This window comes from Saccharopolyspora sp. NPDC045941 (assembly GCF_056431445.1).
Genome location: NZ_JBWKKU010000028.1, coordinates 72,656 through 84,559, shown reverse-complemented (window position 1 = coordinate 84,559; position 11,904 = coordinate 72,656). Strand labels below are relative to the sequence as shown.

The 11,904-nt window shown below is 68.1% G+C and carries 11 protein-coding genes and 1 pseudogene; 8 read left to right on the top strand and 4 right to left on the bottom strand.

Annotation, left to right across the window (positions count from 1 at the left end):
• Positions 1 to 17: 17 nt before the first annotated feature.
• The gene (locus tag AC07FN_RS22960; RefSeq protein WP_478397457.1) at positions 18 to 605 is read right to left on the bottom strand and encodes an acyl-CoA thioesterase; all 588 of its coding nucleotides are present in this window, start codon (positions 603 to 605) and stop codon (positions 18 to 20) included.
• Between the two features lie 74 nt (positions 606 to 679).
• Positions 680 to 913, bottom strand: a pseudogene (locus AC07FN_RS22955) (hotdog family protein); the annotation flags it as partial.
• Between the two features lie 117 nt (positions 914 to 1,030).
• Here AC07FN_RS22955 and AC07FN_RS22950 point away from each other — a divergent pair.
• From AC07FN_RS22950 to AC07FN_RS22940, 3 genes are all read left to right on the top strand, one after another.
• A complete protein-coding gene (locus tag AC07FN_RS22950) occupies positions 1,031 to 3,160 on the top strand; it encodes an acetate--CoA ligase family protein (RefSeq protein ID WP_478397456.1) in 2,130 nt (709 codons plus the stop codon).
• Positions 3,161 to 3,273: 113 nt separating this feature from the next.
• Positions 3,274 to 4,077 (top strand): transposase, encoded by an 804-nt coding sequence (locus AC07FN_RS22945; protein WP_478397455.1) that lies wholly within the window; start codon positions 3,274 to 3,276, stop codon positions 4,075 to 4,077.
• Positions 4,078 to 4,395: 318 nt separating this feature from the next.
• Positions 4,396 to 4,539, top strand: a complete 144-nt coding sequence (locus AC07FN_RS22940; RefSeq protein ID WP_478397454.1) for a hypothetical protein — start codon at positions 4,396 to 4,398, stop codon at positions 4,537 to 4,539.
• 107 nt (positions 4,540 to 4,646) lie between these two features.
• Here AC07FN_RS22940 and AC07FN_RS22935 read toward each other — a convergent pair whose 3' ends face one another.
• Complete coding sequence (locus AC07FN_RS22935) at positions 4,647 to 6,089, bottom strand: MFS transporter (protein ID WP_478397453.1); 1,443 nt, start codon at positions 6,087 to 6,089, stop codon at positions 4,647 to 4,649.
• 134 nt (positions 6,090 to 6,223) lie between these two features.
• The gene (locus AC07FN_RS22930) at positions 6,224 to 7,009 is read right to left on the bottom strand and encodes an IclR family transcriptional regulator (protein ID WP_478397452.1); all 786 of its coding nucleotides are present in this window, start codon (positions 7,007 to 7,009) and stop codon (positions 6,224 to 6,226) included.
• Positions 7,010 to 7,130: 121 nt separating this feature from the next.
• Between AC07FN_RS22930 and AC07FN_RS22925 the strand changes: the two genes are divergently transcribed.
• From AC07FN_RS22925 to AC07FN_RS22905, 5 genes are all read left to right on the top strand, one after another.
• Positions 7,131 to 7,490, top strand: coding sequence for a bifunctional 3-phenylpropionate/cinnamic acid dioxygenase ferredoxin subunit (locus tag AC07FN_RS22925; RefSeq protein ID WP_478397451.1), 360 nt, complete (start codon positions 7,131 to 7,133; stop codon positions 7,488 to 7,490).
• Entirely contained in the window at positions 7,490 to 8,665 is a 1,176-nt protein-coding gene (locus AC07FN_RS22920) for an NAD(P)/FAD-dependent oxidoreductase (protein WP_478397450.1), read from the top strand. The genes AC07FN_RS22925 and AC07FN_RS22920 overlap by 1 nt, the downstream gene beginning before the upstream one ends.
• A 141-nt stretch (positions 8,666 to 8,806) precedes the next feature.
• A complete protein-coding gene (locus AC07FN_RS22915) occupies positions 8,807 to 9,952 on the top strand; it encodes an aromatic ring-hydroxylating oxygenase subunit alpha (protein WP_478397449.1) in 1,146 nt (381 codons plus the stop codon).
• 218 nt (positions 9,953 to 10,170) lie between these two features.
• Positions 10,171 to 11,259 carry an S-(hydroxymethyl)mycothiol dehydrogenase gene (locus AC07FN_RS22910; RefSeq protein ID WP_478397448.1) on the top strand — a complete coding sequence of 363 codons (1,089 nt, stop codon included), beginning with the start codon at positions 10,171 to 10,173 and terminating at the stop codon, positions 11,257 to 11,259.
• Positions 11,256 to 11,882 carry an MBL fold metallo-hydrolase gene (locus AC07FN_RS22905; protein WP_478397447.1) on the top strand — a complete coding sequence of 209 codons (627 nt, stop codon included), beginning with the start codon at positions 11,256 to 11,258 and terminating at the stop codon, positions 11,880 to 11,882. The genes AC07FN_RS22910 and AC07FN_RS22905 overlap by 4 nt, the downstream gene beginning before the upstream one ends.
• Positions 11,883 to 11,904: the final 22 nt, after the last annotated feature.

The following is an 11,904-nucleotide window of genomic DNA, read 5'->3' as shown; positions in this document are numbered from 1 at the left end:
GGCCGCCGGGTTTTCGTTCAGCCGAGCAGCACGGCGTGCTGGGCGACCGACGCCACTGCGCGGCCGTTCCGATCGAAGAGTGTGCCGCGGGCCAGTCCGCCGTCCTCCCCAGCGGCCGGGCAGTCCTGCACGTAGAGGAACCAATCGCCCGGCTCCGGCTCGGCGTGGAACCACATCGCGTGGTCCGCGCTGGCCGCGGGCCGGTGCAGGTCCGCCTGCTCGCCGCGGGCCCGGGCGACCACCGGCAGCAGCGAGCGGTCCGAGGCGAAGGCCAACACCGCGCGCCGCAGGTGGCTGTCGGCCTCCGGTATCGGGTCGGCACGAAGCCACAGGCAGCGCGGCGCGAACGGATCGTCCAACGGGGCATCCACCGGGCGCACGTCCAGCGGACGGGAGGCGGTGCGCCAGTCGCCATGCGGCGGCAGGCGCACCCCGTCCGCGGGCAGGCCGGCGGCCCGGCGCTGCGAGAGCGTGGGGAGCGATTCGGGATCCGGAACTCGCGGTGGCCGAACCGCGGCGGTGGAACCGCTCGGTACGCCGGGGCCCAGCGCCACGAGCCCGGTGACCAGTTCGCGTCCCGACTGCTCGGCGCCGACAGCGAGCACGGTCCGGGTGCGGCCCTGCGGATGGTGCGGACCGGGTAAGTGATCGGCTCGCCCGGCCGTCCTGGGCGGAGGAAGTAGATGTGCAAGGACTCGACGAACCGGTCGGCAGGGGCGTGCTCACCGGCCGCCAGCACGAGCTGGGCGAGCAATTGCCCGCCGAACACGCGTTGGTCGAACGCGGCTGCGGGGGAGCCGACCAGGTATCCGCCTTCCCAGCGCAGCTTGATCCGGTCGGCGAGCGGGGTCCGGTTCACCACTCCGGGCAGCGAGGTTTCGTCGCCCTGGGGGCCTTCGGCGGTGCATTCCATATCGATGTGGTCCAAACCGCAGACATTACAATACATACTCTATAGAGTATTGAATGACTCTGGAAGTGACGCCGGTCGGCCCGGTGGAACACCCCGAACCCAGCCGAGGAGTGCAAGATGACTCAGAACCCCTCCCCGTCGCAGACCGATCGCGCTCCCAGCGCGGCCACGCTGTCCGCTCCGTTGCTGCACCCCGCATCGGTCGCGATCGTGGGGGCCTCCGATGACCCGAAGAAGACGACGGGCCGGCCCCAGCGCTTCCTCGCGGCCGCCGGGTACGAGGGCACCGCCTGGTTCGTCAACCCGCGTCGGGAGACGGTCCAGGGAGAAAGGGCGTATCCGAGCCTGTCCGCGCTACCCGGGGTTCCTGACCACGTCTACGTGATGACGGGTGCCGAAGCCGCCGTCGACACCGTGGCCGAGGCTGCCCGCCTCGGCGTTCCCGTGGTGACTGTGCTGTCCTCCGGTTTCGCGGAGGAGGGTGAGGAAGGCAAGGCACGCGAGGACCGGCTGCGCGCCGCCGCCGCGCAGGGCCCAACCCGGGTCGTCGGCCCGTCCAGTCTTGGCGTGGTCAACCCGCGCGACGGCGTCATGCTCACCGGCAACGCGGCATTCGGCGAACCGAACACGCCGACCGGCGGGATCTTCGTCGCCTCGCAGTCGGGCAGCGTGATCGGCGCACTCGTGTCGCGGGCTCGCGGCAGGGGGATCGGGTTCGCCGGCCTCGTGTCCACCGGCGGCGAGGCTGATCTGTCGCTGGGCGAGATCTGCTCCGCGACTCTGGACGATCCGGCGATCACCTCCTACGCGCTGTTCCTGGAATCCCTGCGGCATGCCGGTGATCTGGCCGAATTCGCCGCTGCGGCGCACCGCGCGGGCAAACCGGTCGCGGTCTACAAGCTGGGCCGCTCCGATGAAGCAGCGGCGCTCACCGTGTCGCACACCGGTGCCTTGGCCGGGGAGGACAGCGAAGCGGAGGCCTTCTTCCGGGCGTGCGGTTTCGCCCGGGTCTCCACCTTCGAGGGCCTGTGCGAGGCACCGCCACTGCTGGAGCGGATCCCGGCGGATGGTCCCACCCGCCCGCGCGTCGGTGTCGTCACCACCACCGGCGGCGGCGCGGCGATCATGGTGGACCAGCTGGCGCTGCGCGGTCTGTCCGTGCGCGGACCGAGCCACGAGCTCGTCGACAGGATGGCTGCCGCGGGTGCACCGGTCCCGCACAGCCTCATCGCCGACCTCGGTCTGGCCGGCGCGAAGCACGACATCGTCTCCGCAGCGCTGCGAGAGCTGCAGGACTCAGGCGAGTTCGACGTGATCCTGTTCGTCATCGGCTCCTCGGCACGACTCAACCCCGAGCTCGCCGTGCAGGCGCTGGCCGAACGCGGCGGGCACACCGTGCCGGTCGTCGGGTTCGCGCTGCCGGAGGCGCCGGACGCGGCGAACCTGCTCGCCTCTTCAGGGGTCCCGGCTTTCCGCACCCCCGAGTCCTGTGCGGACGCGATCGCCGCCGCGTTCTCCCGCCGGTCTGCCACCATCGACCCAAAGCGGATCGTCGGTTTGCCCGAGGAAGCCCCGCGGCTTCTCGACGAGCAGACCTCGGCCGAGCTGCTCGCCGGCGTCGGCGTGCCGACCTTGCCGTCGGTGGCCCTCAAGACCGCTTCGATCGACGAGGAGATCTCCCTGCCGTTCGGCTACCCGGTCGTGGTCAAGGCACTCTCGGACCAGCTCGCGCACAAGACCGATGCCGGCGGTGTCGCTCTCGACGTCTCCGACGTTGACGCGCTGCGTGCCGCAGTGCGCGGGATCGTCTCAGATGTCGCTGAGAAGGCCGGGATCGTCATCGATCGGGTGCTGGTGCAGCCGATGGCGGACAAGGGCGTCGGCGAGGTGCTGGTTGGTTACCGGCGCAGTCCGGACGTGGGCCCGGTCGTGGTGCTCTCCACTGGCGGCGTGCAGGCTGAGCTGTACCAGGACAGCGCCATCCGACTGGCCCCGGTCGACCACGCTACCGCGAAGGAGATGATCGACGAGGTCACCGGTCTGGTCGTCCTCAAAGGACACCGCGGCGCACCAGCCGGCGACGTCCAGGCCATGGCCCACGTGGTGGTCGCGCTTTCCCGTCTCGCGACCGACCAGCCGTCTGTGCTGGAAGCGGAAGCGAACCCGGTTGTTGTGCACACCGCAGGCGTAGTCGCGCTCGACGCGCTGGTCCGCCGGATCGATGACCAGGGTCACGGGAAATCGTGATGCGATGAGCTGCCAGCCGCTGTGGCCACTGGTCGACGGGCGGACCCGGTGGCCACAGCGTCAGCGTTGGCGCCCAGAGTGATCGTGGCGATCCGGGTGGTGGCGGGAGCAGGATGCCTGCGCCGTCCGCTCACGACGCGGACGCGATCTCGGTCGGGATCGCGGCGCTGATCGCAACCGGCCTGCGGTCGACCAGCATCGACGAGGCGATCGCCGCGCTGCGCGCAGTGGTCGAACACCGCGACGACCTGGTCAAGCAGCGCACGCAGACGATCAACCGCCTGCATGTGTTGCTCACCAAACTCATCCCCGCGGGCGCACCCACCCAACTGACGGCCCAGATCGCAGCTGAGCTGCTGCGCACAGTTCGGCCACGCGACATCGCGGGACGCACTCTGCGACGTCTCGCTGCCGACTTGGTAGCCGAGGTCCGTCGTCTCGACCGGCGAATCACTACCGCCGACACCGACATCGCCACCACGGTCGAGCACACCGGCACGACGCTCACCCGGCTCTACGGCATCGGGACCGGGCTCGCCGGCAAGATCCTGGCCCGGGTCGGCAGCGTGCACCGGTTCCGTTCCGCGGCGGCGTTCGCTTCCTATACCGGTACCGCGCCGATTGAGGTGTCCTCCGGCGACGTGAAACGGCACCGGCTTTCCCGCGCTGGGGATCGTCAACTCAACCATGCCCTGCACAGGATGGCGTTGAGTCAGATACGCCACGACACCGAAGGCCGCGCCTACTATCGACGCAAGCGCGCGGCGGGAAAGAGCCATAAGGAAGCTATGCGGTGCTTGAAAAGGAGACTTTCCGACACCGTCTACCGCCAACTTCTCCACGACGCCGAGCGGACGTTGGCGGCGGGCCCGGCAGGACACTCGGGGGCGGCTCTATCGTCCAGCGCGGCTGACTGACACCCCGCACATCAGCACTTCGGACAAGTCACTTACCAGGCCCGCCACTACCAACCATACAAGACCAACTTGACACAGAGAGGCGCCGTTTCCGCTACAGCCCCCGGTGCCGCGGCCGCCGTACCGGTGGTGGACGTGCTGACCGAGCTCGGGGTGGTGTGACCATGCTGCTGACACTGATCGAGGCCGAGAACGGTGCCCTCACCGCAGGTTCGGCGGGCGTGGTGGCGCGGGCGCACGCGTTGGCCGGTGAGCTGGGCGTGCCGGTCGGCGCGGGCTTGCGGGATCAGCGGTTCGACCCAGCACTGGGGAGGCTGCATGGACGCCAAGACCATCCTGGCGATCAACACCGATCCCCAAGCCCCCATGGTCACCCGCGCCGCCTACGCGGTGATCGGCGATGCGCACGAGGTTCTCCCCGCCGTGATCGAGGAAATCGAACGACGCACTCGGACCGGCTAGGTGTCGCCGCATGCGGTGATTTAGTCACGGTGACGAAATTGGCCAGATCTTTGTGCTTCTCCCGACTCCCGGAGGAGGATTTCTTCGGGAGTCGGGGCCGGGGTTCGTCATTTCCGCCAGCGCTTTGGCGGATTCTCCATCGGCACGCCGTCCTCGGAGAGCGGCGGAGCGGGAAGGTCGGCGCTCGAGGTGAGTGGTGCCGCTCCGGTCAGGGGCCTTCCCGCCGGCTCCTTGAGGAAGAGGGTGCTCACGAGTCCGATCGCTCCTGCTGCGATGAGGTAGTAGCCAGGCCAGTCGAGGTTTCCCGTCGTGGTCACCGCGATTCCGATGACTGTGGGTGCGGTTCCGGCGAAGGCTGACACGAAGACGTTGAAGATGATGGCGAGGCTGCCGTACCGGATGAAGGTGGGGAAGAGCGTGGGCAGGGTGGACGGGGTCACTGCTGCGAAGCAGAGCAGGGCGAAACCCATGATCAGCAAGCCGCCGACCTGACCGGCGAGGCCCGTCCGCAGCAACCACACCGAAGGCAGGCCGAACAGGACGAGCACCGCGCTGCCGGTGAGCAGGATCGGTTTCCTCCCGATCCGGTCGCTGAGCTTGCCGACGAAGACGATGACGATCAGCATGGCCAGCATGACGGCCGCCTGGAGCACGGTCGCCAACACCCCGCTGCTTCCGTTCTGGCCGTGTGCCGGCAGGGTGGCCGTCAGGTAGGTCGGCACGTAGTTCGTCAGCACGTAGTTGGTGACGTTCCAGGCCACGATCAGTCCACCGGCGATCAGTACCGCCGAGCGGTAGTGCTTCACCAAGATCTGGAACACGCGCCGGAGCGCCATGGTGGCCATGGCCGGCGAGCGCTCCATCTGCTGCCGGAACGCCGGGGTCTCCTCGAGGTCGATCCGGAGGTAGAGCCCCGTGACGCCCAGCGGGAGGGCGAGCATGAAGGGGAGCCGCCAACCCCACGCCAGCAGGTCGTCCTCCGGCAGTGCGGCCACCAGGATCGAGGTGATACCGGCGCCGAGCATGTACCCGATGAGCGTGCCGAATTCCAGCAGGCTTCCGAGGGAGCCGCGCCGCCGGTCCGGGGCGTACTCGGCGACGAGTGTCAGGGCTCCGACGTACTCGCCGCCCACCGAGAAGCCTTGCAGCATCCGGATGAACAGCACGATCAGCGGCGCTGCGATGCCGATCGTGCCGTAGCTGGGAACGAGCCCGAGCAGCGTGGTCGCGACCGTCATGAGGAGGACCGTGGCGGACAGAACTCTGGTGCGGCCGAAGCGGTCCCCCAGCGGTCCCAGGATGATTCCGCCGAGCGGGCGGACCAGGAACGCAGCGGCGAAGGTGCCCAGGGTGAACACCGGTGCCCACTCGCCGGCATCGGGGAAGAACACTCGGTCGAGGGCGATGGCCGCGAGATAGGAATAGATGCCGAAGTCGTACCACGTGGCGATGTTGCTCAAGGTCGCGGCCGTTGTCGCCCGACGAATCGTCTGCGCGTCCTCGATGGCCAACTCGCCGCCCGGCCCCCGGGGCACGGGCGCGCCGTTCACGCTGCCGCTCCACTCAGCAGGACGCGCGATCGGAACGTTCGGCGGGGTTGACGCATGATCACCTTTGGTTCACACGACTGATATATCTGTGCAAGCTAATAGATGTGTCATGGGTGGTCAAGGTTTTCTGCCGGCTACGGGCCTGCGAGGTGCTGCAGGCGTTCGAGGATCTCCTCGGCCGCCTGGCTGAGAACCCGTGCGACTGCGGGGAAATCGGCCGCGCGGAGGTGCTCGCTGTCGGCTGAGACGCTCAGCGCTCCGGCCATGCGCCCGCCAGGGCCCCGCACCGGGACGGCGACGGAGTGGAGCTCGGCCTCGAACTCCCCGCGCGCGGTTGCCCAACCGCGGTCGCGCACCCGGTTGAGGTCGGCGGTCAGGGCACCGCGCGAGGTGATGGTTCTTTCGGTGAAGCGGGGCAGCGGTTGCCGCAGGGCTTCTTCGAGATCCTCGAAGCCGAAGTTCGCCAACAGCACTTTTCCGCTCGCGGTCGCGTGCAGCGGTAGCCGGATTCCGATCCAGTTGCGCTCCGTGCTCGGTTCCTGGGTGATGGTGGTCGTGCCTCCGCCCTCGAGGACGCTGAGGCTCACGGTCCCGCGCAGTTCGGACGCCAGCCGGATGCAGATGGGCTTGCCCTCCCTGGCGATGTCCAGCTGCGCCGCGGTGGCACCGGCGAGCCGGACGATGCCGAAGCCGAGCTGGAACTTCCCGCGAGAACCCACTTGTTCGACGAACCGGAACTTCTCCATGGTCGTCATCAAGCGGGACACGGTCGACTTGTGCACCCCCAGTTCGCGCGCCAGCTCGGTGGCGCCGGATGGTCCGCGCTGGGCCAGCAGGACGAGCATGGACAGGGCTCGGTCCACGGCCTGGGTGGCGGTCCGGGGCTCGGCGGCCGCTGCGGTCTTGCCGTTGTTGTGCATCCTGCAACTCCGAACTCGGCGCGGGTTGATTTGGGATCGGTTAATTGACGGGAAACGATAAGTGCCGGATGCTCTGTTGCGAATCGCACGTCGTGTTCCGCAATGAGCAACAGGAGCAACGATGATCTTAGTTGGCGCGGTGGCCGATATTCCGGTCGGGGAGTCTGTACGCGTGCAGGGCAGCGTGGCAATCGCGGTCTTCAACGCGGACGGCACCTTCTACGCGATTGACGACACGTGCACCCACCAGGATGCGTCGCTGTCGGATGGTTGGCTCGAGGATTGCGCGGTCGAGTGCCCCTTGCACGCCGCCTGCTTCGACCTCCGCACCGGAAAGCCCAGCGGACCGCCTGCGCGGAAGCCCGTGCGAACGCACGAGGTGGTCATCGCCGACGGGCAGGTCTTCGTTAGCGAAACGGTCGAAGTCGGTGCGGATGCCGGCGCGGACGTTGCTGGATTGCTCGGCGAAGGGGTCCGTTGATGCAGACGATCGCTGTTGTCGGTGCGTCCCTCGCCGGGCTGACCGCTACCCGATCCCTGCGCGATCAGGGATTCGAGGGGCGCATCGTCGTGGTCGGCGACGAGGTCCACGCGCCTTACGACCGCCCGCCCCTGTCGAAGGAGTTCTTAGCCGGAACGGTTTCGGAAGACGATCTGAAACTGGCGACGCCTGAGGACGACGAGCTGCTCGCGGACTGGCGCCTCGGGCGCACGGCGACTGCTCTCGACACCGGTGATCGGGCGGTGGTGCTCGACGACGGTGAGCGGATCGTGGCCGACGGCGTGGTGCTGGCGACTGGCGCCCGGGCCCGGAACCTCCCCTGGGAGCTGCCGAAGGGCGTGCACACGCTTCGCACGCTCGACGACGCAGTGGCCCTGCGCGAGGAGCTGGTCGCGGGAGCCCGCCTGGTCGTGATCGGGGCGGGGTTCATCGGCTCCGAGATCGCCTCGACGGCGGTGGGCCTGGGTGTTGAAGTCGATGTCGTCGAAGCAGCGCCCGTGCCGCTGCTGAAGCCGCTCGGCGTGGAGATGGGCGGGATCTGCGCCGGTTTGCACGCCACGAAGGGAGTGCGGCTGCACACCGGTGCCACGCTCGCCGAACTCGTCGGTGGTGAGCGGGTGACGGCCGTCCGCTTGTCCGACGGTCGTGAACTGCCCGCAGACGTGGTGGTCGTTGGGATCGGCGCGGAACCGTGCGTGGAATGGCTGAGCGGGTCGGGCGTCGAGCTCGACGACGGTGTTGTGACCGACGCGCAAGGCGCGACGAACGTCCCCGGCGTCGTCGCGGTGGGCGACTGCGCCAATTCCCACCGCAACTTCCTCGGCGCAACGCGCCGCATGGAGCACTGGACCAACGCCCTGCAGCAGCCGGTCGCCGGAGTGTCCGCCCTCCTTGGCCGGGACTACGCCCCGCCGACGCACCACGAGGTGCCGTACTTCTGGTCGGACCAGTACGGCCACAAGATCCAGTTCGCCGGCCGCCGCACTGAGGGTTCCACGATCGAAGTGCTCGAGGGGAGCCTCGAATCGCTCGACTTCCTCGTGCTCTACCGGGATCAGGACGGGAACCCGGAAGGGGTTCTCGGGATCGATCGCGCCCGCTCGTTCGGGAGGTGGCGCCGCCAGCTGGCGGGATTCCTGCCAGCGGTGCGCTGATCGCACTCGCGCAGTCCACTCGTTTCGCCAGCGCTGTGGTCCTCGGGCGCGGATCGGGCTCGCCTGTTCCTCGAGCCCTCCACGCCCCAGAACCGCGCCGACTGTTCATCGCCGCACTGCAGCAGAAGGAAAGGATCGTTCGTGAGCTCCGTCGAAGCCCACGGCCAGCAGAAGCCGGAATCCGCATCCAGCCTGATCCCGACCCTGCCGGGATCGCATTACACCGACGAAGCGGTCTTCGAGATCGAGAAGTCCCGGATCTTCCAGAGCAACTGGTTCGCCGCGGCCCGCAGCAGCGACATCCCCTCGCCGGGCAGCTTCCGCAATGTCGACGTCGGAGGGGAGAGCGTGCTGATCGTGCGCGGTCGCGACGGTGCGTTGAGAGCCTTCCTCAACGTCTGCCGGCACCGCGGTGCGCGCTTGTGCACCGAGGAGACCGGATCGGTTCGCAAGTCTTTGCAGTGTCCGTACCACGCGTGGACTTACGGCCTCGACGGTTCGCTGATCGCGGCACCGAACCTGACTTCCATGAAGGACGTCAACCGCGACGAGTACGGCCTCATCGGCGTCGCCTTGGAGGAGTGGCTCGGAACCGTCTGGGTCTGCCTCGCCGACGAGCCGCCGTCCTTCGAGGACGCGGTGCAGGGAGCGGTCACGGCCAGGATGGGCGATCCTTCCGCCATCGACGGTTGGGGCATCGACCAACTCGTGGTCGGTCGCCGGATCACCTACGACGTGAAGGCGAACTGGAAGCTCATCGTCGAGAACTTCATGGAGTGCTACCACTGCGCGACCATCCATCCCGAGCTGACTGAAGTGCTGCCCGAGTTCGCCGATGGCTACGCGGCGCAGTACTTCGTGGGACACGGGGCGGAGTTCGGCGAGGAGATCGCCGGGTTCACCGTGGACGGCCAGGGTGGATTCGAAACCCTCGCCGGCGTTGATGAGGACCACGATCGACGATACTACGCGATCACGATCAACCCGCAGGTCTTCATCAACCTCGTCCCGGACCACGTGATCTTCCACCGCATGTACCCGGTGGCGGTGGACCGGACGATCGTCGAGTGCGACTGGCTCTACACGCGGGAGGTCATCGACAGCGGTGCCGATCTCTCGAGTTCGGTGGAGCTGTTCCACCGGGTCAACCAGCAGGACTTTGACGCGTGCGAGCGTTGCCAGCCGGCGATGTCGTCGCGGGCGTACGCCTCGGGTGGCGTGCTGGTCCCAAGCGAGCACCACATCGGTGAGTTCCGGGATTGGGTGACGTCCGCGATCTCGGACTGAGGCTTGCCGGAATCCGGGGAAACCCGGTGCACGTCCCTGCGCCGTGAAATGGCCGCACCGCGCTCTGGGCTGATATACCAACCGCATGTCACAGTTGGCGTCGCAATAGCGTTCTCGCCCCCAGTTCGGGGGCTCATATCCGGAATCCTGGTCTGCGCTCGACCACCGGCGGGTGCGTCGGTGGTCGAGCAACAAGCGCGAAGAAGGAGAAAGGCTTTATGCCACAAGAGGTCCGCGGAGTCGTCTCGCTCGCGCAGGGCAAGCCCGTCACGGTTGAGACGATCGTGATCCCCGACCCCGGCCCCGGTGAGGCCGTCGTGCAGGTGCAGGCGTGCGGGGTGTGCCACACGGACCTGCACTACCGCGAGGGCGGGATCAACGACGAGTTCCCGTTCCTGCTGGGGCACGAGGCCGCGGGCATCGTGGAATCGGTCGGCGAGGGCGTCGTCAACGTCGTCCCAGGCGATTACGTGATCCTGAACTGGCGTGCGGTCTGCGGGCAGTGCCGTGCCTGCAGCAAGGGCAAGCCGCAGTACTGCTTCAACACGCACAACGCGACGCAGAAGATGACGCTGGCGTCGGGGCAGGAACTGAGCCCGGCACTGGGGATCGGTGCATTCGCGGAGAAGACCCTCGTGGCTGCGGGACAATGCACCAAGGTCGATCCACGGGTCAAGCCGCAGGTGGCGGGATTGCTCGGATGCGGGGTGATGGCGGGGATCGGTGCGGCGATCAACACCGGGGGAGTGGGCCGCGGTGATTCGGTCGCGGTGATCGGCTGCGGAGGTGTTGGTGATGCGGCCATCGCGGGGGCTGAGCTCGCGGGAGCGAGCACGATCGTGGCGGTGGACCGCGATCCGCGGAAGCTCGACCAGGCCCGGGAATTCGGTGCCACGCACTTCGTCGACGCCCGGGAGACCGATGTCGTCGAAGCCATCCGGAGTCACACCGGGGGATTCGGAGCCGACGTGGTGGTCGACGCCGTCGGGCGCCCGGAGACCTGGAAGCAGGCGTTCGAGGCCCGCGACCTGGCCGGCACTGTCGTGCTCGTCGGCGTTCCGACACCGGACATGATGGCGCCGGAGCTGCCGCTGATCGAGTACTTCGGACGCGGCGGTGCGCTGAAGTCCTCGTGGTACGGCGACTGCCTGCCCTCGCGCGATTTCCCGGCCCTGGTCGACTTGCACCTGCAGGGCAGGCTGCCGCTGGAGAAGTTCGTGACCGAGGAGATCTCCCTCGACGCCGTCGAGGACGCCTTCGAGAAGATGCACCGCGGTGACGTGCTGCGTTCGGTGGTGGTCCTGTGAGTCCCATCGAGCACCTGGTCACCTCGGGCACCTTCTCCCTCGACGGGGGCACCTGGGAGGTCGACAACAACGTCTGGCTCATCGGCGACGAGCGCGAGGTCCTCGTCATCGACCCCGCGCACGACGCCGAAGCGGTCGCCGAGCGGATCGGCGATCGCCGGGTGACGGCGATCGTGTGCACCCACGCCCACGACGACCACATCGGCCAGGCGCCGGTCCTGTCCGACAGCTTCGGTGCGCCGATCCTGCTCGACCCGGCCGAAGCTCCGCTGTGGAAGCTGACCCACCCGGACCGGCAACCGGACCGGGAGCTGTCGGATCGGCAGGTCATCGCGGTGGCCGGTATCGAGTTGTGCGTCCTGTCGACGCCGGGGCATTCGCCGGGCTCGATCTGCCTCCACGCCCCCGAGCTGAAGACCATCTTCACCGGGGACACCCTGTTCCAGGGCGGACCCGGTGCCACCGGGCGGTCCTACTCCAGCTTCGACACGATCATCAGCTCCATCAGCCGCAACCTGCTTGCCCTGCCTGGTGAAACCACCGTCCACACCGGACATGGTGACTCGACCACCATGGTTTCCGAGGCGCCGCACCTGGAGGAGTGGATAGCCCGGGGGTACTGACCGCCGGATTTCCGCGAGAAGT